Raw genomic sequence first — 22,197 nt, 5'->3', positions numbered from 1 at the left:
TTCGATTGTTCCCTAGATTGTTGTGAACACTTTGTAAATTTTTCAGACCTTTATGTTTTTATAAGGTGTTTTTAAGGTAATTTTAAGAAACGGGCACTACAATAAAGCCATGAAATAACTCAGGCGAGGTGATTTTTGTGAGAACATTAATTACATTTCAAAACAAACGTATTCCCGTATACTTCAATCAAGAAAATAAGCAACCGGTACAAAAAACTTTAAAACTTCTAAGTAACACTTTGGAGAATAAAATCTCCAGCGGCAAGCGTGCCCTTCAAAAATGTCTTAACTCTTTGATCAGTATAGAGATTGTCGGTTGTGAAGCCATCCTGCATAGCGTTAGTGAAAATGATTCATTGGCATTGTCCCTCTATTAAGAGGGACTTTTTTTTGTCCATATTAGACACAAAAAAGAGAGGGGCATTTCAGCACCCTCTCCATATCAGCAGCTTTGAAACATGATACATGTGACTTACCGCAGCTTATGCATTTGATCAGACTCTATTTAAAGTATTCTGCGATAACCTTTTTTACCGCCTCGTTCCTTATTCTGCGCCTTCTCAATCCGTATTCTAAACAGTTCTAGTAAATTAGCGCGTGTATGCTCTTCCCGGCAGTTGTCCAGCTTTTTTAAGATAAAACGGTCAATGGACATATGACTCAGGCTCCTTTACAGCAAGCTGCCCCTGCTTTTCAAGGGGATGATCAGGCTATCCATTTTTAACCATTCTGTACGTTGTTTAAACAGGTACGTTCCTTATAGGATAAAGCAGGCGGGATTACATACCCTTTAATTAGGGTAAATACATAAAGTTTCGAAAATTTTATCACGTTAAGCCTGGAAGCTATGGACAAGGAGCGAGCAGAAACCATGAGTAAACACATGATTACCAAAATAGGCTGGAACCTTTTATGTGCATTCTTAATCCTAACGATGCTGGCTGCATGCAGCAGGGAAAAAGCTTCAACCCGGAGTATGGCCCAACATGAAGCTGAAGCACGTGCCTACACCGTAACGGGTAATCCCAACCAAGGCGCATCATCCCTTGATGAAAGAGCTGCCAATCATACACCTGTTCATCAGCAAGGCAGCAGCTATGTCGAAATATCAGGTGGCGTTAGCATTGATAAAAATACCGTGAAAGTTACAGGACATTCCAACCTCCCAGCCGGAGCACGGATCAAAGGGAATCTTGCGGTCAAAAACTCCCTGTTAACTGGGTACACGGATGAGACCACTATTCAAAAGGACGGAAGTTTTGTACTCCGAGTGCAACGCCCTGGAATACAGGGCAGTATGGATCTGACTGTTCTGTTCCGTCCGGATGACCAAGACAATGAAATACGAAATCTGTATGGCAGCGGTGGCAACAAGTTGGAAGGTCCTTATGTATATCAATACGAAGAAAACAAACAGCTTCTGCATGAAGTTCGGATTGGGGCTGAATTTGATCCTGAACAAGAACGCAATACCCCTTTAGTTAAGCCCGTCTGGAACAAACCTAAGGACTACGGTAGTCCTCAAGTGTGGATTAAGCCTGATGTGAAGCAAGAAGGTAACTATTATCATGTATATGCGCGCAGCAATTTGCTGGAAGGGTCGGACGTCAAACTCACGATTGATTTTCCGGGACGATGGCAGTTTGGCTACGATGATCAAACCAAAGTTATGCCTGACGGCTCCTTCAGCATGAGGGTCAAAAAGCCGAGCCTTGCCAACCGCTACACCATAGTCATAAGTTTCGAACCAAACGAAGATATGTGGACCAACGCCAAACAGGCATACGGTACACAAGGAGAACGTCTTTCGGGACCGTTAGTCAAATCCGCAGACGACAAAGAGGGCTCCAAACAGATTGAAGCCCGTATCCCTATCCAACCCAAATCGTAACTAAACGCAGCATCTAACTTAAAGTTACGGCCGTTCGCCATGAAATATACTTCACAGATACAGCCTATGACGCGGTATCCACGTCTGAGTAGATACAGAATCTAGTATCGTCTAGCCGCTACGGCTGTATCGTGACTGGCGTGCCTATACTTACCTTTTCCTGAAGCTCAAGCACATCCTTATTCTGCATTCGAATGCAGCCATGTGACACCATCTTGCCAATGGACCATGGCTCATTGGTGCCGTGAATGCCATAATGCGGCTTGGACAGCCCCATCCAGAACGCTCCGAAAGGGCCGCCGGGATTGGGCTGTTTGTTAATAATCGTAAATTGCCCATGCGGTGTCTGTGTAGCCAGCTTGCCAATACCGACTGGATAACTAAGAACAATCTGATCTCCATCTTTCAAATATAAACGACGATCCGATAAATCCACCACAATGCTGTAGTTCGGCATATATTCACCCCTTTATACCATATGCCGACTACAACATAGATTTTCTTATATTTTTACATTTGATGCTTCACTGCAGTTCGGCTTACCACTCCACATCACGTCGCCAGCCGCTTCGCTGATCCCTACGACCCGGGGTTGTGCTTGAACGGCTATCTTTCCTGCGCCGGTCTGCCTCCTTACGCGCCTGATATTCCAGTTCCCGCTGCATTTTGCGATAATTGTTCACTCTGGATTCCGACAATTCCCCTCTCTCTATAGCTTCCTCCACTGCACATCCAGCTTCGCCCTTATGCTTGCAATCTGCAAAACGGCATTGCTGCGCCGTTTCCATAATATCCGAAAAGGTATGAGCGAACCCCATGGAATCATCCCACAGATTTAACTCGCGCATACCAGGTGTATCCAGCAAAACGGCTTGCTTTGCGATGGGAAAAAGCTGTCGGTGAGTGGTTGTGTGCCTGCCCCGGCTGTCTTCCTCCCTCACATCCTGTGTCAGTTGAACTTCAGACCCAGAGAGCCAGTTTACTATCGTGGATTTTCCACTACCGGAAGAGCCTGTCAAAGCAACTGTACAGCCAGGTTGAAGAAACGCCTCCAGTTGCTCTCTGCCTTCGTTCTGCAAAGCAGAAATAACGATAACAGGTACACCAGGGGCAACTCCCTCCGCTTCAGCAACCCGTTGTTCGACATCTTCACAAAGATCACTCTTACTCAAAACGACAACTGGGTTTACCCCGCTGTTCCAAGCCATAATTAAATACCGTTCCAGTCTGCGCATATTAAAATCATGATTCAACGCATTAACAAGGAACAACGTATCCACATTGGTAGCGATCAGCTGCTCCTTCGTCTCAAAGCCCGCGGCCTGTCTAGATATTCGACTTTTCCGTGGCAAGACGGCATGGATGACTGCATCCGACACTTCATCTGGCGTAGTGATTGCTAGCCAGTCCCCTACGGCAGGCATTTCCGCCGGATCGACAATAGCATGTCGTAGCTTACCTGAAGCCGCTCCCCAGCGTTCTCCATCCATTGTGATAAGCTTCACCTTTTGTCCATAATCGGCAATCAAGCGGGCAGGACGTATCTGTGTATTTCCTACGCGTTCCTCAAAACTTTGCTTCCATTGGTCCCAAAAACCGTTCCAGTAATCAGACCAACCGTATTCATGTATACTCATTGTTTTCCTCCTGAAATCATTATTATTTTTTTGATCGTAGTGTTATTCGATCGATCGGTATACATTTTTCTCCCCGCATGCAAACAACGCAAAAAATCCGCAGGGGTTTCCCTGCGGAGGGTATACGATTCAGGCCGATGTGATCCGTTCGTTCACTTAAGCAAGCAGTCTTCACAGACCACTCCCCAGAACCAGCAACTGGATAACAAGATGCCTAACCATAAAAAATCCGCAGGGAATCACTCCCTGCGGATTTCGTTGGTTCTACTGCCAACCAACTGCTAAGCCAAGACTATAGATCTATACAGTCTTTAACCGTGCATCGTCCGTGCGGGAGACAAGTCATTCTGCTGCTGAAGCCATCCATTCATGTTCGTACGCATATAACATCGCCTCCTCCTAAAATTTCCTTTATCATACAAGTCCATCAATTGTCTGTCAAGGCTGCCCACGAAACTTTTTTGAAATCTTTGTCAAGTTTCGTTTAGTGTACTTGATCCCAGCGCGTCCACATCTCACGCGGGTTCAATTCGTACATTTCCCGTTCCCTGTACATAAACTGATGCATAATCAGCTCACGCCGAATCGTTGCAAAATCCTCATGGTATTGCTTGATCCACTCGTTTAATTCACGTTCAGGATACATGCGGCCTGGCTCCAGCTTTTCTGCCAGCATCTGAAGTACGATTAATTTTTTCTTATACTGCGCAGGGATTTGGCGCAACTTGCCGTCCTTGGAAAAAAAATTGCGTAAGACCGACGCCTCCAGCGTTTCATTCAACTCTGACATCTCTTCCTCCCCCTCTCCTTTTTCGAAAATAAATCGCACCGTCGCCTCGGCATGCTGCCGGATCAGCTCTGGATTCAGTGTAAAATACACCATGTTTTTATCACGTCGTTCCTTAATCAGCCCAGCCTCACGGAGTTTGGAAGCATGATGTGTAACAGTCGGCTGGGACAAATTCAGCTTTTTCGCCAAAGCTTGACCATGCATCTCCCCACGGGACAAAAGAAGTAATATTCGCATACGCGTTGGATCAGCGAGTGCTTTATGATAATTGACCATTTTATCCAGTTGCATCGTTATTGCACCTCTTTTCACTAGTACATACTTGCTATGCAAGCGAATTCAATCACATAAAATAGATATATATCTAATTATATGTTTACTAAAAGTAGCTGTCAATCTTCACCTTCCATCATCACTTTCTGAAAACGGCTGGATATTGTGTTCGCATTGCGGTAGGATTATTATTTGAAAACTTCTCACATACTGAGCTATTTGCTTCAATACTCAGATCCGTTTTTAATCGTCAAAATAATGTTAACCCTACAAAACTGGCGTAATAAACCAATACAACTGGAGGTTCATCCAAATGTACGACGTAATCATTATCGGTGGCGGACCCTGCGGACTATCCGCTGCAATCGAATGCAGCCGCAGAGGTTTGCAAACTGTCATTATTGAAAAAAGAAACATCGTTCACTCCATTTTTCTGTATCCGACCAACATGCAGTTTTTTAGCACCGCCGAACTACTGGAAATCGGTGATGTTCCATTCAGCACCCCTAATGATAAACCTTTTCGTCATGAAGCACTGGCGTACTATCGTAAGGTAGCCACTCATTATAACTTGAACATTCAGCATTATGAGGAGGCCCAGTCCATTCATCGCCAGGATGACGGTACATTTACCGTACATACCCTGAGCAAAGGGGAAATAACCAACACGTATTCGTCACGCTATGTCGTTGTGGCTACAGGATATTTTGATCATCCGAACTATTTGGGCATTCCCGGGGAACAATTGGATAAAGTCACGCACTATTTCAGCGAAGCCCATCCCTATACAGGAACCCGGGTCGCAGTCATCGGTGGCAGTAACTCTGCGGTAGATGCTGCAATGGAATTGGTGCGGGTCGGAGCTACGATTGATATGGTATATCGTCGAAGCGAGTTGTCCCAATACATCAAGCCGTGGGTTCGTCCACTGTTTGAGAGTATGGTACAAAAAGGGAAGATCACGCTGCACTTAGGCGCACGTATTACCGAAATTCATCCAGACCATGTCGTAGTCACTCCGCTGGACACTGAAGCATTCCGGCTCGAAAATGATTTTGTACTGGCACTGACTGGATTTCACCCGGAACGAAAACTACTGGAGTCTGTTGGCGTCCACATGGCTGAGGATCTGGACAAACCAGAATTTAATCCTGCCACGATGGAAACGAACATCCCAGGTATATATGTCGCCGGGGTCATCGCTTCAGGCAGCAATGCCAATGAGGTGTTTATTGAAACAGGCCGCTGGCACGGGCGACAAATCGCCGAACATATCCAAAGCTAAATAAACGAAGGAGAACATCTGTATGGATTACAGCTCACTTATCTTACTGGTATTGGCTGGTCTTGGGATTGTTAGTGGCAACTCTACCGTGACTATTGCCATGGTTGTATTACTGCTGCTGCGGGTAACCAGCTTTCATTCTGCTTTCCCCTGGCTTGAAAGGTATGGCCTTACGATCGGAATTATTATTTTGACGATTGGGGTCATGACCCCGCTAGCCAGCGGTAAAATCAGTATCAATCAGGTGATGGAGTCTTTCCTGCACTGGAAATCACTGCTCGCGATTGGTATCGGAATTCTGGTAGCCTATCTTGGCGGCCGCGGAGTAACTTTGATGTCTGGACAGCCCATTATTGTGACAGGTTTACTGATCGGGACCGTCATTGGCGTTGCCTTCTTTAAAGGAGTTCCTGTTGGACCTCTGATTGCTGCCGGATTGCTTTCCTTGTTAATCGGCCGCAGCTAAATTCGTACAACAAATATAGGAATAAATGATAGCAATCTGCATGTCGGGCTGAATTCAGTCCCGCTTTGTGGTATACTCATATCGCATAATTTGGTAAATGCAGGAGGCTTGACCGATGTCTCGACAATTTGTAACGGAAGCTGTAATGGTGGCTATATACGGCCAACTACTTACATCTCCCGCCCCTGTGGAATATATAGTGCCTTACACATCACTGCTAGAGCTATACGAATTCCAGGATAGCACAGAGCCGCTCATGGATAATCCTATGGACGATCAACATGTGAAGCGGAAGGTAAGCGAGTTGATCAGTTATTTTGAGGAACCGTTGAATCAGAAAAAAATTCGGCGTGCCCTTCAGATGCCTTGGGCCAAGAGCTTGCCTATTCTATTCGATGCCAATACATCACTCATTATCATTAATGCTGTTGATACTGCGCATTACGGAGAATATTTTGATCCAATTGAGACTGAACTAGTGTTGACAGCTCAACGTGAATCATTACCTATTCTGACGGATCAATTGGACTGGATCCACCGCATTATCGAAGCTTCCGTACCTGTACATGTGTACGACATTGATGATTTTGATTTTGCACTCGATGGCCCGATACTTAACAACCCTTAACATACGACATACCCGCCTTAACCACAAAAAAGCGGCGGAGCATCATGTACAGGTTCATCTCCTGTAACACGATACTCCACCGCTTTTCTTGTCCAAGAACAACTATTTGCACGCTATGATTGACAGTAGAGCGCTAAGCTTGTCCATCCTCAACATAGGTGTAAATAATGTCATCATGTTCCTCCAAATACTTAACTTCCAGATGATGGCCCTTCAGATACCAGTAATCCTGGTCCTCCATATAAAACGTAATGCCAGCCGCTTCATGCTGTAATACGGGGTGCTGCGGAGGCTCTACGGCAATTCCCAGAGAAAAGCCTGGATGCAACCCGCCGCCAGAGCTATAGCGAACAAAAAAACGGATCGAATCTCCACGATTCAAACTAAGCTCCTTAATGTACCACTGTGCCGCAGGTTCAGTTACCTGTATGCTCATACGTTATGCTCATCTCCTTGTACAATGACGTCTGCCAACTATATCATAGCATCTTTTAGAATGACCACCAACCGTCCCAACCTAGCGAGATTCTTGGACAAGTCATATACATTTTTTTGAAAAAGGTTTGACAATTCGCAAAAAAGGGTGTTAAGATTCAACCATACGAGATCCATTTTGAAATTTATTACCAATTTGAACGATTACTCATGTTAGAATGAACCCATTTTGAGGAAGAAAGGAGTGTTACCGGTGCTAAAATTTCCTATTGCATTTTACCCACATCTACAAACACAACAACTTCATACCGGAGCATCTCCCCTGTCGCATCCTTCAGAATTGGGCCATTCACGTTGTATGGTTTAATACGAGTGGCTGCCTGCGTTTGAGCAGTTTTTCAGTGGTGAGTGTGCTGAAAATACCTGCGCGCCATATGATATTGAGATTTAGGGCATATCGTCTGCGGACGGTATGCCTTTTTTGCGCCTGTTGCCGGATCATATTTGTGGTAGCAAGTCGCTGTTGTTTCTTCAAAATGGTACACAACTCTCGAAAGAACTTGTCATGAAAGGATGGGATTCCTCTTGTTTTCGGTACTTAAAAATTTAAGCTGGTTTTTTAAAAGAGAACGAAGCCGATACTCCATTGGATTGTTTTTGCTGATAGCCGTTGGTGTGCTGGAGCTTGCTCCACCTCGGCTACTAGGTAGTGCCATTGATGAGATTGTGCGCGGTTCGATTTCCTGGTCCTCACTTTGGCGTTATATTTTGTACATCATAGGCATTCTAGCCGTCATCTACTACATTACGTACATATGGATGCACAAGCTGTTTGGTGGTGCCAATCTGGTGGAGCGCTTACTGCGCACACGCTTTATGAATCATCTACTGCGGATGACCCCTCCATTTTTTGAACGTAATCGTACTGGTGATCTGATGGCTCGTGCTACGAACGACCTTCGCTCCGTAGCAAGTACAGCGGGCTTCGGCATGCTGACACTGACAGACTCTACGGTCTATCTGAGCGTTGTATTAGTTGCCATGGGTACCCTAATCAGTTGGAAGTTGACACTGGCAGCTATCCTGCCCCTACCTTTTATTGCACTGGCTATGAGCATTTACGGTAAAGCCGTTCACGAGCGTTACACACTGGCACAAGATGCATTTGGTGATATGAACGATCAGGTGTTGGAATCCGTAGCAGGCATCCGAGTCATTCGCGCCTATGTGCAAGAGCGAATGGACGAAAAGCGTTTCGCTGATATTACCGACGATGTATTTCGTAAAAATCTGGCTGTCGCTCGGATGGATGCTCTCTTTGAACCAACGATTCGTTTATGTGTAGGACTTAGCTATGTCATTGGACTCGGTTATGGTATTTATCTGGTATTTCATAACGATATCACGCTAGGCGAATTGGTCTCCTTTAATATGTATCTAGGAATGATGATTTGGCCGATGTTTGCCATTGGAGAGCTGATTAACATTATGCAGCGCGGTAGCGCTTCCCTGGACCGGGTCAATGAAACTCTCGATGTCCAGCCAGACGTTCAGGATGCAGCTCAACCTGTTCCAGTGGACCGCCTCGAATCCATCAGGATGAAAGACGTTACCTTCCGTTACCCTACTTCTACTATTGACAATCTGTCACATGTGAGTCTGGAGCTCAAACGCGGAGAAACGCTAGGCGTCGTTGGTAGAACCGGCAGCGGGAAATCCACTCTGCTCAAACAGCTACTGCATGAATATCCGACGGGTAGCGGTGATATTTTAATCTCCGGCATATGTTTGGAGGACATTGCAGTAGAACAACTACACAGCTGGATCGGCTACGTGCCGCAAGAGCAAATTTTGTTTTCTAAATCGGTGCGCGAGAACATTCAGTTCGGGAAACCTCGTGCAGATGATGACGACATTATGGAAGCTATCCGTACAGCTGCCTTCGACCAGGATTTAGGTACCTTGTCTGATGGGCTGGATACACTGGTCGGAGAAAAAGGTATCGCCCTGTCCGGCGGCCAGAAGCAGCGTGTTTCGCTGGCACGCGCCTTTATCGGTGATCCGGATATTCTATTGCTCGACGATGCACTATCTGCAGTAGATGCCCGGACGGAAGCAAGGATTATTGACAATATCCGACGTAAGCGCTCGGGTAAAACAACCTTGATCTCCACCCACCGCCTCTCTGCTGTAGAACATGCAGACCGGATCGTCGTGCTGGAGCAAGGACGCATTATTGAGGAAGGGACCCACAGCGAGCTGCTTCAGGCTGACGGATGGTACCGACAACAGTATGAACGGCAACAAGTGGAATCTGATCTGACCTCAGGGGAGGTATCCTAATGAAACCTAATATCGGCAAAAGGCTATTCCAGTACGCGCTGACGAGCAAAGCAGGCTTTATTGCCGCTCTCATCGCTTTGGCTATCGGAGTAGCCGCCGAGCTCGCTGGTCCCTTCATCGCCAAAACGATGATTGACGACCATATGCTCGCTATTGAAAAACCATTTTATGAAACAACTAGTGTGGACGGCACTGTAAGCTATGCTGGAACCCACTTTAAGCGTGAAGATCGCTTTGAGTCCGGGGAGACTAAAGGTCGCGAAGCGAGGATTTTACAAGTTGGGAAATCTTTCGTATTTATCGATGGCTCGGTTCAAGTGGCTGACGGTAACCGCTCCTTTACGAACGGAACGCTGACTGTGACACGCGGCTCCGACACCTTTCGCTATGAAGCTAAGGCTCTGACAGCTGATGAACTGTATAGCTTTTACAAACCGGAAATGCCCGGTATCTTTCAGCTGATTGGCTGGTATTGCTTCTTCCTGGTTATTTCCATTTTTGCTGAATTCGGTAAAACATACTGGCTGCAATCCTCGGCGAACAAGGTCATTCAAAAGCTTCGGCTTGATCTCTACGCTCACATCCAGCGGTTGCCAGTTTACTTTTTTGATAACTTGCCCGCAGGCAAAGTCGTATCCCGTGTTACGAATGACACTGAGGCAGTCAAAGATTTGTTTGTGGCTGTGCTCTCAAATTTCACTTCAGGGATTGTAACGATGGCAGGAGTATATGTTGCACTCTTTTTGCTAGACTTCAGACTGGGTCTTATCTCTCTGTTTATTGTACCGTTATTGATCTTGTGGATTATATTGTATCGCAAGGTCGCCACCCGCTATAATACAATCATTCGGTCCAGACTCAGTGAAATTAATGCGATTATCAATGAATCGATTCAAGGGATGTCCATTATTCGCGTGTTCCGGCACCAGAAACAAACGCAGCAAGAGTTTGAAGAACTGAATGATGACTATATGAAGCATCAGAATAAAATGCTGAATTTGAACGCCTTCACTTCGCACAATTTAGTCAACGTGTTAAGAAATCTCGCCTTTGCCGTCGTGTTGTGGTATTTCGGATCTGAGGCGCTCGGAACTACAGGTAGTGCTGTTTCACTAGGCGTATTGTATGCCTTCGTCGATGTGCTGGGTCGACTGTTCCAACCTATGACGGGTATGGTCAACCAACTCGCCGTACTGGATACTTCCATCGTATCCTCAGGACGCGTATTTGAGTTGATGGACGAAACTGGAGAGCCGGTGACGGACGGCACGATGCCGCGCTACAAAGGCCAGGTAGAGTTTAACGACGTTTCCTTTGCCTACAAAAAGGATGATGTACTTAAACATATATCCTTTACTGCACAGCCCGGGCAAACAGTTGCCCTTGTCGGACATACCGGATCAGGCAAAAGTTCGATTATTAACCTGCTATTCCGGTTCTATGATCCGCAAAAAGGAACGATCACCATTGACGGAACATCTGTCAAAGACATCCCTAAGCAATGGCTTCGCCATCATATGGGTATTGTTCTTCAAGATCCATATTTGTTTACAGGTACGGTAGCCTCTAATGTCAGTCTCGAAGACAGCCGAATCACGAGAGAACAGGTGAATAAAGCGCTGCATGACGTTGGAGCCGACAAATTGCTGGCCCATTTGCCGCAAGGATTCGATGAGCCCGTTATTGAAAAAGGTAGCACCTTATCAGCCGGGCAACGCCAGCTTATTTCCTTCGCTCGTGCACTAGCCTTTGATCCCGCAATTTTAATTCTGGATGAAGCTACTGCCAATATTGACACCGAAACGGAAGCGCTCATCCAATCCGCTCTTGAGGTACTCAAGAAGGGACGTACGACCTTCATCATTGCTCACCGTTTGTCCACCATTCGCAGTGCGGACCAAATTTTGGTGCTGCATCGGGGTGAAATTGTTGAACGGGGTAGCCATGACGAACTTATGGCCCAAGGTGGTCGTTACTTCCAAATGTATCAGCTCCAGTCGGGAACAGTTGCAACAGATTCGGCTTCATCCTCTGCTACGCCTTCTGCGCAAGATGACCTGCTTGCAGGCAAAGTCAGCATTTAAAGCTTGAAGGTCCTATTGCTTAGGGCTAACGATTAACATTTGGTATGAAAAAAACCAGCAAGTCTCCCCTACAAATTGGAGGCTCGCTGGTTTTATTTATATCTATAACATAGGGCTCGTAATTTTATTTAGCTACAGACGTGCCTGTTCCTGTGGGCGGAAGCACTGTTCCATCTACTGCTTTAAGCGTAACCTTATACTTGCTGTCTACCAATGTGCTTGTGTGGGTATCCGTAATGACCTGAATATTCATTTCCCCTGGCTTTGGACTAGTCAGCTTGTAGTAAATTACTGCATTCGTATCATCTACGTAGTCGATGTGATCCACTTCAATGCCGTAACCTGGATTAGGTGCCTGCAGACGGGTGATTGTCACTTTTTTTTGCTGGTCATTTGCCTTCTCTATACTCATACTAATGTTATTTTGTTGAACCGGATCTACAGGCTCAGCCGGATTTTCAGGAGTAGCTTCAACCGTTTTATGACTTTGTACAAATTCGGATGCGTTATAGACCATTTCTGCTGCCTCCATCCGCGTTACTTTACGATCCGGGTTAAAGTTGCTCTGTTCGTCCAATTTTGCAATTTTGGTCAATAGCAGGAATTGAACGGCTGCGTTTGATTCCTGGTCTAGTTTTTTGCCATCCGCTACATTAATTAACATACGGACAGTTGGATATTCACCCGTTGCACTCACTGCTTTATACAGAATATTCGCAAATTGTTCTCTTGTCATACGGGTGCTTGGATCAATATCTGGTGACAAAGGGATTTGGTGTTGGGCTGCAATCCGATAGGACTGGGCATACCATGCGGAAGCCGGAATGTTTGCAAAGGAACCCGTTGTGAAATCAGGCATTACCTGAAGATCCATCGCACGAACAACCAAGTGTACTCCTTGTGCATACGTGAGCGTTTGATCCGGTGCAAATTTATCCTTGGTTATTCCTTGAATAATTCCTTTGTCCTGAAGTGAGTTTACGATCTTCTCCTGTTCAGCTCCCTTTATATCACGAAAAGCAGAAGCCGACGTAGCTACTGCCAATGAGCAGATGACAAGCAGGGTAGCTGTCACGCTTTTGTTCTTTTTCATGAGATACACCTCCATGTTTACTTTGCTTCTACACTTACCGACGCAATAAAAGCATCAAATGTTTCAAATATGCACAAATTGGTTGCAAAACAGTGGAATACCTGCGTTTAGTGTACCCGTCTAACTCTTTTCTGCTCACAATCTTTATACATACCCAAAAGTGCCTGTAACCGATTAATCTTTTACAGTATTCCTTTGGAAGAGCCAGGTCTGGGTAGCAGTCATCCCGCCAGCAAAAACTCGTTCCCCTTTGTTCGCTTTGCTTACATCCGATTCGGTGCTTTCAGACCAAGAAGTTGCAGCGCGCATGCCAGAATATCGGCAGTTTGTTCTGCCAACTGAATACGCCACTGTCCACCATCGACAATCCTTTCCTTGGCGTAAAAACGGTTAAACGCCTGGGCCGTATCCAATGCAAATCTCGCAATTACCGAAGGCTCCAGTTGGCGAACCGCACGTATCAGTTGTCCGTGATAGCGATCCAACTGCTTAAGCAGCGCCCAACCTGTGTCACCCAACATTCCATCCGATACGTCATTCAAATCACGAGAATGGTTATCTTGGACAAGGGCGTTGTCGCTAGAATTGGTATTATCAACATCGGCGCGAGCGTGAGCTTTCTCCAGAAGGCTGCGTATGCGCGCATGAGTATACTGCACATAAGGCCCGGTCTCGCCTTCAAAGGTCAGCGCCTCCTCCAACGAAAAATCCACTTCATTCAGCCGGTTGTTTTTTAAATCACCAAAAATAATCGCCCCGATACCAACGTCCTCAGCTACTGCCTGTTGTTCCTGCAAATCGGGGTTCTTCTGAGTAATGATGGCTTGAGCACGCGCTATAGCTTCATCCAGCACCTCCTCCAGTTTGACAACTTTTCCGCGTCTTGTGGACATTTTCTTACCCGCAAACCGCATTAATCCAAACGGCACATGCTCACATTGCTCCGCCCAAGCCTCCCCTGCATGCTTCAGCACCGCAAACACCTGCTGGAAATGCAACTTCTGTTCTCCACCAACGACGTACAGCAACCGATCAGCCTTCATCACTTCATGACGATAAATCGCTGTTGCCAGATCACGTGTCGGATAAATGGTAGTCCCATCCTTTTTTAGAATAAGACACGGAGGCAGTTCTTCATCTTCCAGACGAACCACGAGCGCGCCATCACTTTCCTCCAGCAATCCTTTTGCTCTTAATTGAGCAACAACTGCCTGCATCTTATCATTGTAAAAACTTTCTCCCAGCACATGGTCAAATGTAATGTTCAGACGCTGGTACATACGATCAAATTCACCCAGACTAACTTCAACAAAAAACTCCCATAGTTGTTGAGCCTCAGCATCCCCATGCTCCAAACGTCGGAACCACTCGCGGCCTTCATCCTCCAAAGTCGGATCATGCTCGGCCTCCTGATGAAAACGAACATATAGCTTCAGCGATTCACCAATCGGATCATGTTGTAGCTGCTCCTCATTTCCCCATCTTTTATAGGCCGCAATTTGCTTGCCAAACTGTGTTCCCCAATCCCCAAGATGATTCACACTAACTGGAACATATCCGGTTTCACCAAGAATACGATACAAGGCAGCACCGATAACAGTAGAGCGAAGATGACCGATACCAAACGGTTTGGCAATATTGGGCGAGGACATATCAATAACTACCCGCTGTCCGTGCCCGATATTGGGCCTGAGGAAATCGGCCTTGCTCAATTCAGCAAGCATAAGTGGAATATGAACAGATCGATCCAATGTTATATTTACATAGGCACCCGATGCTGAAGCAGTTAAACCTTCTTCATGATTCACTAGCTCCGCCAATTCCAGTGCAATGTGCTGTGGAGACTTTCGAAACTTTTTGGCCAGCACAAAACAGGGAAACGCCACATCTCCCCATTCGGGCTGCGGAGGCACCTCAAATAAAGATACAATTTCTTTCTCCTCCAAGCCCGTATGGGCCAATATCGCTTGAGCAGAAATCCTCATCAACATGATCTCTCTCCTCTTTTTATAGAATCTAACAAAAAAAGCCCCCGCCTCTTGAAATAATTCAAGAGACGAGAACTTTAATATCCCCGCGGTACCACTCTTCGTAAATCGGTTGTGTAGTTACAGCTAACTTACACAAATCGCGATTTCACTCCAATGACTAATAACGGTGTCTGCCGGGCTGATCTACTAGAAGTTCTGCTCGTTGGATCAACCGTCTCCCGGGTGCGCTTCACATCGGACCTCATACCGGCTTACACCTCTTCCGGCTCGCTGTAATGATACGGCTCCGCTGCTACTCTCCCGTTCCATGACGTTAATTCCAATCATTATACAAACCTATTCAGTAGAAAGCAACCTATTATTTCCTCTTCAGGCACTAGTTCCATATATGTAATTACACTGCCACCAATTGGCGGCACGCCTGAACGCAACGACGGCAGGCTTCTGCACAATGTTTGCAATGATCATGGGAATGCTTGCTGCATTCAGCAGCACATACCTCACAGGCCTTGGCGCACAGCTCACAGATTTGCTCGGCAAAATCCGTTCCACGCTGCAGCATTTGAGCAGCAAATCCGCATATTTCTGCACATTCCCTACTCACTCGAATACATTCACGCAGCATAGCTAAATCATATTCCTTCAAACTCGCTACGTAACATACATTGCAAGCGTTCATACATTCCAGGCAAGCATCCACGCATTGTTGGTATGAATGATTCATATTACATTACCTCCCAGTTGTTGACCCTGCTGTACTATTACCCGCTGACCCTTGAGATTAATCATTTGATGTGCGCGCTTTCAATAAAATAAAAACAAAGTAATCCCGACTTATGTAAGGAAGTGTACTATATTCCAGTGTGCAAGTGCAAGGATATTAATCACATGGATTTTTAGCCCCTGTTTCTGACTTGCATACACTCAGTCATTGCTCTATTGTAAAAAGTGTATGTCTAACCACCGATCAAGGAGTGAGCATTTCAATGAATATGTCTTCTGTAGAGGAGCATCGACAGGAATCCCCGCAACAGGTTAATTGCATGGTCGTGACTGTCTCGGACACCCGCACCGTGGAAACAGATACTGGGGGACGACTGCTCATGGATCTACTAGAAACCAATGGATATAAGGTTGTTCGATATGTCATCGTCAAAGATGACTACGAAGGTATTCAGCAGTTAGTATCCGAAGCAGCGGCACATGATGAAATCGAGGCTGTACTTTTGACAGGCGGTACCGGTATTTCTCCACGTGATACTACATATGAAGCCGTCTCCTCTCTACTGGATAAGGAACTACCTGGCTTTGGAGAAATCTTCCGTTATTTAAGCTTTGCTGAGGACATTGGTTCAGCAGCTATCTTAAGCCGGGCTGTAGCTGGCACTGTGGGCCAGACAGCTGTATTTTCTATGCCTGGCTCACGCGGAGCCGTTCGTTTGGCAATGGAACGCATTATTGTCCCTGAGCTACGACATGTGATGAGAGAAATTTATAAATAAGCTCCTATTTCCTACATGCCGCGACACAAAAAGGCACCCCATATATTCATGAGGTGCCTCTTCCAACTATTCTTTTTCTTCAACTTCGGGCTGCATATAGCTATCGATCAGCTTTTGCTTCAGCTCCCATACCTTCTCGCTCAGATTTACACGATAAATTTCAGGGTTCAGCTTCCGCAAATATTCTGGCCAAAACAGTTTCAACTGTGAAGTATGGTAGGCACGAATTTCATCCAGCTCAGGAAGCTCATATACCTTCTGTCCATTTATAAAAATAGGCTCAAGCATTGGTACGGCTTCATAATTTTCTACATACTTCTTCATATACGGATGCAAAGGATTAAACAGCTTCAGGCGCTTACCATTACGCGGACGCTCTTCATCCGGGAAAGAAATATAATCGGCCACAGCTCTCCCTTTTTTCTTATCCACAATGCGATATACATCCTTCTTGCCTGGTGTGGATACTTTTTCTGGGTTACCCGAGATCTTAATCGTCGGCAACATTTCGCCATCAACTTCACGCTCAACCAGCTTGTACACCCCGCCAAGCGAAGGTTGATCTGAAGCCGTAATAAGCTGTGTTCCTACACCCCATACATCAATACGTGCCCCTTGGGCTTTCAGGTTAAAAATCGTATTTTCGTCCAAATCATTGGAAGCTACGATTTGTACGTAATCTAAGCCTTCAGCATCGAGCATTTCCCGCGCCTGAATGGATAGATAAGCCAAGTCACCGCTATCCAGACGGATTGCATTCATACGCTTGCCCTGACTCTCCAGCATTTTTGCTGTCCGAATCGCATGAGGAACACCACTTTCCAGCGTGTCAAAGGTGTCTACCAACAGTGTAACCTGGTCTGGTAAAACCTTCGCATACACGTCAAACGCCTCCTGCTCCGTCATAAAGGTCTGCACCCATGAATGGGCATGTGTTCCCTTCGTCGGGATTCCAAAGTGCTCGCCTGCCAGCATATTAGAAGTCGCGTCAAAACCTGCCACATAAGCTGCTCGTGCTCCCCAAATCGCCGCATCTGCTTCCTGCGCACGCCGTGTTCCAAATTCGAGCAGTGTATCGTCACTTGCCACCTGCTTGATGCGCGATGCCTTTGTCGCAATGAGTGTCTGATAGTTCATAAAATTCAGTAATGCCGTCTCGACAAGCTGCGTTTCCATAATCGTTCCTTCGACACGTACCAGAGGCTCGTTTGGAAAAACAAGTGCCCCTTCTTTCATCGAATGGACTGTTCCACCAAACTTAAACTGGCGCAGCGCCTCCATGAACATGGGATCGTAATTCTCCTCCTGTTCAGACAGGTAGCGAATGTCCTCTTCTGTAAACCGCAAATTTGCAATATAATTCACAATGCGTTCCAGACCAGCGAACACGGCGTATCCATTACCAAAAGGGAGTTTACGGAAATACGCCTCGAACACAGCTTTACGCTGATGACTTCCGTTCACCCAATGGGCGTACATCATATTAATCTGATATTTATCTGTATGTAATGCGAGGCTCGTTGACTGCATCGTAATCATCCTCTCTGACTGTCCCCAGGTTTGTGGCAGCGTACCGCCTCATCTGCCCAGATTCAGCAATATCCGGCTCCATTTTGTTATCGGACATTGGTGCACAATCGTTAAGTTATTTTACTTCTTCTGACGTAAAACCGTATCCTCAGCCGACCGTACCGAAGCTCCAAGACTTCCCTCAAAATGACCCAAAGCCCAATCCTGTCCAGCTTGATTAAAGCTCGCCACAGCGTCCTTGTATACAGTAATAGCAAAACCTTTGTTATAAGCATCTACAGCCGTATGCAGCACACATATATCTGTACACACACCAATTAGATGAACTTCCAGAACACCACGTTCACGCAGCCTGAGCTCCAGATCTGTGCCCGCAAAAGCACTGTACCGTGTTTTATCCAACCAGTAGATAAGATCACTTTGTTGCTCATATAGGCTACGTAGCTTGCCATACAAATGTCGTCCGTTGGTTCCACGTATATTATGTGGAGGAAACAGCTTGCTCTCCGGATGATAAAGGTCGTTCTCCTCATGCAAATCCACAGCCATGACAACAAAGTCCCCTTGATCCACATATGCCTGCGTAATTGCTGCGATCCGTTCATCCAACTCAATCGCAGGTTGTCCTACAGGCAAACTACCGTCCACAAAATCTTTCGTGTAATCAATAACAATTAGTGCCTGCATCGTACGGTCAGCTCCTTATCCTCAAAGTGATATTGTACGTTCTATGCGTAACCTATTACATTAGGCGTTACGTGTAGATAGATAAACGCGGTACTCTGTCACTAAAACGGTACAACTGTGCCGGTCTTTGTGAATACTGGTTGGAACTGAGCGGTTTGCCATTCTCATCACGCACCTCTTCCAGTATTCCCTGCCTGCTACGAGTCGATGTTATTTTGCGAATAAAGTTTGGCTCTTCGAAATCCGGTACGACACTCTGAATCACCTGATATAATTCACCCAGTGTAAAATGTAGCGGTAAAAACTGCTTGGCTATCGTCGTCTGAAGCATCTGCAACTGAATTTTGCGATAAGCATCTACAATGATATCCCGGTGATCGAATGCCAGCTCCAATTCCTCCAACGCTTCGCGGATGGTGAATAGCCCGACCTCGGAAGCATCATCGGCCGCCTGACGCTGTTCCAACATCCATTCTTCTACCAGCGCAAAAAACGCATGCGATATGATCCACCCGCGCGGATCACGTCCCGGTCCACTATATACACCCAAATACTCCAGATGCCCGCCGTCCACACCCGTTTCCTCTAACAGCTCCCGCTTGGCAGCTCCATACATGGATTCATCTTCCTGACAAAACCCTCCAGGCAACGCCCAGCGTCCTGCAAAAGGCCAACTGCGGCGCTTGATGAGCATCACTTTCAGCTCACGAATCGGCAATGTCTTTGTTACCGTCTTACGCTCCCGCTTCGTTAAGGTAAACATAACGATATCCGCCGGAGCTCCATCCGGGGTACGGTATTTCTTAATGTTGTACGACGCCTTTTGCGCCTCTTCGTTTATACGATTGCTATCCATTGGCATCACCATATTATATCGTTTTGATAAATTCATTATGACATACTAAATTTTTTTGTCAAGTGTCAGGCCTTGCCTGAATCACTTGCTTGTGTACGTAATACTCGGAAGGTTGCTGTAGATGTAGAACCGAGTGTGCCTTCACTATCTCTTACTTCCGCCTCAGTGGTTATCGTGCGACCTCCTTGATGAAGAATTCGCGCCCTAACCTCCAGTCGTCCTTGCCTCATGGGTGACAAGAAATGAACATTCAGGTTCGTCGTTACACATGGATCCATATTTCGTGAAGCCATACTGACCATCCCCATCGCCTGATCCATCAATGAAGTAAGTACACCCCCATGGACAATACCCATCACATTGGTATGCTCTTGTTTGGCCTCCAAAGCGATCTGTACCTCGTTTGCATCAGCTGCAATCAGTTCACACCCTAAATACTCCCAAAAAGTATTATTCTCTCCCTCTAGCATCTTACCCAACTTATCCATTCCCTTGCTTCCATCCCTTCTATGTTGTCCCATTTCTCTTGAAGTCCTATAACCATATACGTTGGCAAAATGCTTTCGAAAAAAAGGCGTGGAAGCTACGCCTCCACACCATAGATTTCATTCTAATCACTGCAATTCGACGAGGAAGTGCTTTTTCCCTCTTCTACGTTTACCTTCTCAGCAACGGTATCACGGATCGCCATAATCACCATTTGCAGTAGCTCATTAATTTCCACCTGACTCTGCTGAAACTCCGTTACAATTGGAATACCGTCAAGCTCTTCCTGTAGCTCCTGAAGTTCGGCCTCTATTTTGGCAATCATTTTTTGATTCTTCAAGGATTCAAATGCTACAATTTCCTTTTGCTTCTTTTTCATCGTTGCAATCAGTTGCTGGATGCGCCCATGATCCTGAATCTTTTCTTCTGCTTTTCGGAATACCTGTACTTCCTCACTGCTACCCAAAATACCTGCCAATTCTTTGGCTTTTGCCAATATCATTTCGCGATTGACCAAATGATCATGCTGGCGCGCCGCCGATTGAAGTTCTGTTTGTTGCAACCGCTCCTCTGTCATTGTCCATCGCTCCTTTTCTCACTTAGACGGCTTGCACACAGCCCTTTACTCAGACCGCATGCAACCCGCTAGAATATTCTTTTATCCGTTAACTGCTACAGCCGTTTCAACCAGATCACCTTTGATGTAAAAGGTCATAGGTTCCGTAATTTTCACTTGAACAAAGGAACCAATCAGGTCCTTAGAACCCTCAAAATGTACAAGCTTATTGGAACGGGTCCGACCGGCAAGCACTTTGCTGTCATTTTTGCTCTCGCCTTCCACCAGCACTTCAACCACTTCGCCACGCAATCGACTATTAAAGCGAAGGCTGTTTTGGTTCACAGCAATGTTCAGACGCCGGAGACGCTCTTTTTTAACCGACATAGGCACATTATCTTCCATCGAAGCAGCTGGCGTACCTTCACGTGGTGAATAAATAAATGTGTAGGCAAAGTCATAGCCGACCTCGCGCACCAAAGATAGAGTATCTTCAAACTGCTCGTCTGTTTCGCCCGGGAAACCTACGATGATATCTGTTGTCAGAGAAACATGCGGAACAGCTGTTTTAATCTTCGCAGCCAGTTCCAGAACACGCTCACGGGTATATTTTCGGTTCATTTTCTTCAATATATCCGTATTACCGGATTGAACAGGCAGATGGATATGCTCCACCAAATTGCCACCCTTACCAAGCACTTCAACCAAATGGTCATCAAAATCACGTGGATGTGATGTCGTAAAACGTACACGCGGGATATTAATTTTGCGCATATCATCCATCAGATCCCCGAATCTGTAATTCAAATCTTTCAAATCCTTGCCATAAGCGTTAACATTTTGCCCCAGTAAGGTGATTTCTTTAAAGCCTTGACGTGCCAAATCCCGTACTTCAGCGATAACATCCTCTGGACGGCGGCTTCTTTCCTTACCACGTGTAAAGGGAACAATGCAATAGGTGCAAAATTTATCACAACCGTACATAATGTTCACCCAAGCCCGCATACCCTCGCGCTTCTTCGGCAGGTTTTCGATAATGTCGCCTTCCTTAGACCACACTTCGACCACCATTTCTTTGCTAAAGAGTGCTTCCTTGACGAGCTGAGGCAGACGATGAATATTGTGGGTACCAAAAATCATATCGACAAAACCGTGTTTTTGCATAATCCGGTTAACGACATTCTCTTCTTGTGACATGCAGCCACACACGCCGAGCAGCAGTCCTGGCTTTTCTGTTTTGAGATGCTTGAGGTGACCCAGCTCGCCAAACACTTTATCCTCCGCATTTTCACGGATAGCACAAGTGTTCAGTAAAATGATGTCTGCTTCCTTCCGATCCTCGGTTGCCTGGTAGCCCATTTGCTCCAGCAAGCCTTTTATGGTTTCGGAATCATGCTCGTTCATTTGGCAACCGAATGTGTATACGATATAATGCTTTCCCTCACCGATATGCTTTAGCTCATCCGGGACTGCGTTATCATATAATACCTGTACATCCTCTTTACCGCGTTGCTTTTCTTTTCTATGGTTCGGCTCCGCCATAATGTTGATTTCACGTCCGCGAATACGGATCTTTTTGCTATGCTCATCTTCAGAAATAATCTTCGCATCCGAGAAATCAAAATATTTGGAGTAATCTTTTGTTTTCTTTTCCATTCCTTAGT

General features: G+C 46.0%; 23 protein-coding genes and 1 other annotated feature. Of the genes, 8 read left to right on the top strand and 15 right to left on the bottom strand.

Annotated features, from left to right (window positions below; genetic code table 11):
• The first annotated feature begins 137 nt into the window (after positions 1-137).
• Positions 138-377 carry a hypothetical protein gene (locus ACUUJN_RS10520; RefSeq protein ID WP_013370782.1) on the top strand — a complete coding sequence of 80 codons (240 nt, stop codon included), beginning with the start codon at positions 138-140 and terminating at the stop codon, positions 375-377.
• A 128-nt stretch (positions 378-505) separates the two neighbouring features.
• Here ACUUJN_RS10520 and ACUUJN_RS10515 read toward each other — a convergent pair whose 3' ends face one another.
• Positions 506-655: a hypothetical protein gene (locus ACUUJN_RS10515; RefSeq protein ID WP_023988262.1), complete on the bottom strand. Its 150-nt coding sequence runs from the start codon at positions 653-655 to the stop codon at positions 506-508.
• Positions 656-871: 216 nt separating this feature from the next.
• On the opposite strand from ACUUJN_RS10515, the gene ACUUJN_RS10510 reads away from it, so the two are divergent.
• Entirely contained in the window at positions 872-1,891 is a 1,020-nt protein-coding gene (locus ACUUJN_RS10510; RefSeq protein ID WP_023988261.1) for a hypothetical protein, read from the top strand.
• A 118-nt stretch (positions 1,892-2,009) separates the two neighbouring features.
• Here the strand turns inward: ACUUJN_RS10510 and ACUUJN_RS10505 are convergent, their stop codons facing one another.
• The 3 genes from ACUUJN_RS10505 to ACUUJN_RS10495 form a co-directional block, all read right to left on the bottom strand.
• Positions 2,010-2,348, bottom strand: coding sequence for a L,D-transpeptidase (locus ACUUJN_RS10505; protein ID WP_023988260.1), 339 nt, complete (start codon positions 2,346-2,348; stop codon positions 2,010-2,012).
• An 82-nt stretch (positions 2,349-2,430) separates the two neighbouring features.
• Positions 2,431-3,528 carry a ribosome small subunit-dependent GTPase A gene (rsgA, locus tag ACUUJN_RS10500; protein ID WP_484669564.1) on the bottom strand — a complete coding sequence of 366 codons (1,098 nt, stop codon included), beginning with the start codon at positions 3,526-3,528 and terminating at the stop codon, positions 2,431-2,433.
• 484 nt (positions 3,529-4,012) lie between these two features.
• The gene (locus tag ACUUJN_RS10495; RefSeq protein WP_023988258.1) at positions 4,013-4,609 is read right to left on the bottom strand and encodes a DUF2087 domain-containing protein; all 597 of its coding nucleotides are present in this window, start codon (positions 4,607-4,609) and stop codon (positions 4,013-4,015) included.
• Between the two features lie 295 nt (positions 4,610-4,904).
• On the opposite strand from ACUUJN_RS10495, the gene ACUUJN_RS10490 reads away from it, so the two are divergent.
• The 3 genes from ACUUJN_RS10490 to ACUUJN_RS10480 all read left to right on the top strand — a co-directional run bounded on the left by ACUUJN_RS10490 (position 4,905) and on the right by ACUUJN_RS10480 (position 6,970).
• Positions 4,905-5,876 (top strand): YpdA family putative bacillithiol disulfide reductase, encoded by a 972-nt coding sequence (locus ACUUJN_RS10490; RefSeq protein ID WP_484669563.1) that lies wholly within the window; start codon positions 4,905-4,907, stop codon positions 5,874-5,876.
• 22 nt (positions 5,877-5,898) lie between these two features.
• Complete coding sequence (locus tag ACUUJN_RS10485) at positions 5,899-6,342, top strand: DUF441 domain-containing protein (protein ID WP_013309978.1); 444 nt, start codon at positions 5,899-5,901, stop codon at positions 6,340-6,342.
• A 115-nt stretch (positions 6,343-6,457) separates the two neighbouring features.
• Positions 6,458-6,970, top strand: a complete 513-nt coding sequence (locus tag ACUUJN_RS10480) for a hypothetical protein (RefSeq protein WP_023988256.1) — start codon at positions 6,458-6,460, stop codon at positions 6,968-6,970.
• A 133-nt stretch (positions 6,971-7,103) separates the two neighbouring features.
• On the opposite strand, the gene ACUUJN_RS10475 is transcribed toward ACUUJN_RS10480, so the two are convergent.
• Complete coding sequence (locus ACUUJN_RS10475) at positions 7,104-7,406, bottom strand: HesB/YadR/YfhF family protein (protein WP_013309976.1); 303 nt, start codon at positions 7,404-7,406, stop codon at positions 7,104-7,106.
• Between the two features lie 348 nt (positions 7,407-7,754).
• A complete protein-coding gene (locus ACUUJN_RS10470; protein WP_226887697.1) occupies positions 7,755-7,940 on the bottom strand; it encodes a hypothetical protein in 186 nt (61 codons plus the stop codon).
• Between the two features lie 50 nt (positions 7,941-7,990).
• On the opposite strand from ACUUJN_RS10470, the gene ACUUJN_RS10465 reads away from it, so the two are divergent.
• Both ACUUJN_RS10465 and ACUUJN_RS10460 read left to right on the top strand, forming a co-directional pair.
• A complete protein-coding gene (locus ACUUJN_RS10465; RefSeq protein WP_484669562.1) occupies positions 7,991-9,748 on the top strand; it encodes an ABC transporter ATP-binding protein in 1,758 nt (585 codons plus the stop codon).
• Positions 9,748-11,832, top strand: a complete 2,085-nt coding sequence (locus ACUUJN_RS10460) for an ABC transporter ATP-binding protein (protein ID WP_484669561.1) — start codon at positions 9,748-9,750, stop codon at positions 11,830-11,832. Before ACUUJN_RS10465 ends, ACUUJN_RS10460 begins: the two co-directional genes overlap by 1 nt.
• A gap of 124 nt (positions 11,833-11,956) precedes the next feature.
• On the opposite strand, the gene ACUUJN_RS10455 is transcribed toward ACUUJN_RS10460, so the two are convergent.
• The 3 genes from ACUUJN_RS10455 to ACUUJN_RS10445 all read right to left on the bottom strand — a co-directional run bounded on the left by ACUUJN_RS10455 (position 11,957) and on the right by ACUUJN_RS10445 (position 15,640).
• Entirely contained in the window at positions 11,957-12,925 is a 969-nt protein-coding gene (locus ACUUJN_RS10455; RefSeq protein ID WP_484669560.1) for an S-layer homology domain-containing protein, read from the bottom strand.
• Positions 12,926-13,188: 263 nt separating this feature from the next.
• Positions 13,189-14,916 (bottom strand): arginine--tRNA ligase, encoded by a 1,728-nt coding sequence (gene argS, locus ACUUJN_RS10450; RefSeq protein ID WP_484669559.1) that lies wholly within the window; start codon positions 14,914-14,916, stop codon positions 13,189-13,191.
• Positions 14,917-14,974: 58 nt separating this feature from the next.
• Positions 14,975-15,233, bottom strand: a binding site (T-box leader).
• A 77-nt stretch (positions 15,234-15,310) separates the two neighbouring features.
• A complete protein-coding gene (locus tag ACUUJN_RS10445) occupies positions 15,311-15,640 on the bottom strand; it encodes a four-helix bundle copper-binding protein (RefSeq protein ID WP_023988251.1) in 330 nt (109 codons plus the stop codon).
• Between the two features lie 262 nt (positions 15,641-15,902).
• On the opposite strand from ACUUJN_RS10445, the gene ACUUJN_RS10440 reads away from it, so the two are divergent.
• Positions 15,903-16,418, top strand: coding sequence for a MogA/MoaB family molybdenum cofactor biosynthesis protein (locus tag ACUUJN_RS10440; RefSeq protein ID WP_484669558.1), 516 nt, complete (start codon positions 15,903-15,905; stop codon positions 16,416-16,418).
• Positions 16,419-16,484: 66 nt separating this feature from the next.
• Here ACUUJN_RS10440 and ACUUJN_RS10435 read toward each other — a convergent pair whose 3' ends face one another.
• The 6 genes from ACUUJN_RS10435 to miaB all read right to left on the bottom strand — a co-directional run bounded on the left by ACUUJN_RS10435 (position 16,485) and on the right by miaB (position 22,189).
• A complete protein-coding gene (locus ACUUJN_RS10435; RefSeq protein WP_028542698.1) occupies positions 16,485-17,948 on the bottom strand; it encodes a nicotinate phosphoribosyltransferase in 1,464 nt (487 codons plus the stop codon).
• Positions 17,949-18,068: 120 nt separating this feature from the next.
• Complete coding sequence (locus ACUUJN_RS10430) at positions 18,069-18,635, bottom strand: cysteine hydrolase family protein (RefSeq protein WP_484669557.1); 567 nt, start codon at positions 18,633-18,635, stop codon at positions 18,069-18,071.
• Between the two features lie 67 nt (positions 18,636-18,702).
• Complete coding sequence (locus ACUUJN_RS10425; RefSeq protein ID WP_023988247.1) at positions 18,703-19,491, bottom strand: NUDIX domain-containing protein; 789 nt, start codon at positions 19,489-19,491, stop codon at positions 18,703-18,705.
• A gap of 65 nt (positions 19,492-19,556) precedes the next feature.
• Positions 19,557-19,979, bottom strand: coding sequence for a PaaI family thioesterase (locus tag ACUUJN_RS10420; RefSeq protein ID WP_023988246.1), 423 nt, complete (start codon positions 19,977-19,979; stop codon positions 19,557-19,559).
• A gap of 122 nt (positions 19,980-20,101) precedes the next feature.
• Complete coding sequence (locus ACUUJN_RS10415; protein ID WP_023988245.1) at positions 20,102-20,554, bottom strand: YlbF/YmcA family competence regulator; 453 nt, start codon at positions 20,552-20,554, stop codon at positions 20,102-20,104.
• Positions 20,555-20,635: 81 nt separating this feature from the next.
• Positions 20,636-22,189, bottom strand: coding sequence for a tRNA (N6-isopentenyl adenosine(37)-C2)-methylthiotransferase MiaB (miaB, locus tag ACUUJN_RS10410; RefSeq protein ID WP_023988244.1), 1,554 nt, complete (start codon positions 22,187-22,189; stop codon positions 20,636-20,638).
• Positions 22,190-22,197: the final 8 nt, after the last annotated feature.

The organism is Paenibacillus sp. LRG-1 (assembly GCF_057220305.1).
The sequence above is the reverse complement of the archived record's forward strand: the minus strand, read 5'-3'. Positions and strand labels throughout refer to the sequence as shown.

What these genes read in the sequence shown, in the direction of transcription:
- ACUUJN_RS10515 (WP_023988262.1), bottom strand. Translation starts at nt 655, where the DNA reads ATGTCCATTGACCGTTTTATCTTAAAAAAGCTGGACAACTGCCGGGAA.
- ACUUJN_RS10510 (WP_023988261.1), top strand. Translation starts at nt 872, where the DNA reads ATGAGTAAACACATGATTACCAAAATAGGCTGGAACCTTTTATGTGCA.
- ACUUJN_RS10505 (WP_023988260.1), bottom strand. Translation starts at nt 2,348, where the DNA reads ATGCCGAACTACAGCATTGTGGTGGATTTATCGGATCGTCGTTTATAT.
- rsgA (WP_484669564.1), bottom strand. Translation starts at nt 3,528, where the DNA reads ATGAGTATACATGAATACGGTTGGTCTGATTACTGGAACGGTTTTTGG.
- ACUUJN_RS10495 (WP_023988258.1), bottom strand. Translation starts at nt 4,609, where the DNA reads ATGCAACTGGATAAAATGGTCAATTATCATAAAGCACTCGCTGATCCA.
- ACUUJN_RS10490 (WP_484669563.1), top strand. Translation starts at nt 4,905, where the DNA reads ATGTACGACGTAATCATTATCGGTGGCGGACCCTGCGGACTATCCGCT.
- ACUUJN_RS10485 (WP_013309978.1), top strand. Translation starts at nt 5,899, where the DNA reads ATGGATTACAGCTCACTTATCTTACTGGTATTGGCTGGTCTTGGGATT.
- ACUUJN_RS10480 (WP_023988256.1), top strand. Translation starts at nt 6,458, where the DNA reads ATGTCTCGACAATTTGTAACGGAAGCTGTAATGGTGGCTATATACGGC.
- ACUUJN_RS10475 (WP_013309976.1), bottom strand. Translation starts at nt 7,406, where the DNA reads ATGAGCATACAGGTAACTGAACCTGCGGCACAGTGGTACATTAAGGAG.
- ACUUJN_RS10460 (WP_484669561.1), top strand. Translation starts at nt 9,748, where the DNA reads ATGAAACCTAATATCGGCAAAAGGCTATTCCAGTACGCGCTGACGAGC.
- ACUUJN_RS10455 (WP_484669560.1), bottom strand. Translation starts at nt 12,925, where the DNA reads ATGAAAAAGAACAAAAGCGTGACAGCTACCCTGCTTGTCATCTGCTCA.
- argS (WP_484669559.1), bottom strand. Translation starts at nt 14,916, where the DNA reads ATGTTGATGAGGATTTCTGCTCAAGCGATATTGGCCCATACGGGCTTG.
- ACUUJN_RS10445 (WP_023988251.1), bottom strand. Translation starts at nt 15,640, where the DNA reads ATGAATCATTCATACCAACAATGCGTGGATGCTTGCCTGGAATGTATG.
- ACUUJN_RS10440 (WP_484669558.1), top strand. Translation starts at nt 15,903, where the DNA reads ATGAATATGTCTTCTGTAGAGGAGCATCGACAGGAATCCCCGCAACAG.
- ACUUJN_RS10435 (WP_028542698.1), bottom strand. Translation starts at nt 17,948, where the DNA reads ATGCAGTCAACGAGCCTCGCATTACATACAGATAAATATCAGATTAAT.
- ACUUJN_RS10430 (WP_484669557.1), bottom strand. Translation starts at nt 18,635, where the DNA reads ATGCAGGCACTAATTGTTATTGATTACACGAAAGATTTTGTGGACGGT.
- ACUUJN_RS10425 (WP_023988247.1), bottom strand. Translation starts at nt 19,491, where the DNA reads ATGGATAGCAATCGTATAAACGAAGAGGCGCAAAAGGCGTCGTACAAC.
- ACUUJN_RS10420 (WP_023988246.1), bottom strand. Translation starts at nt 19,979, where the DNA reads ATGGATAAGTTGGGTAAGATGCTAGAGGGAGAGAATAATACTTTTTGG.
- ACUUJN_RS10415 (WP_023988245.1), bottom strand. Translation starts at nt 20,554, where the DNA reads ATGACAGAGGAGCGGTTGCAACAAACAGAACTTCAATCGGCGGCGCGC.
- miaB (WP_023988244.1), bottom strand. Translation starts at nt 22,189, where the DNA reads ATGGAAAAGAAAACAAAAGATTACTCCAAATATTTTGATTTCTCGGAT.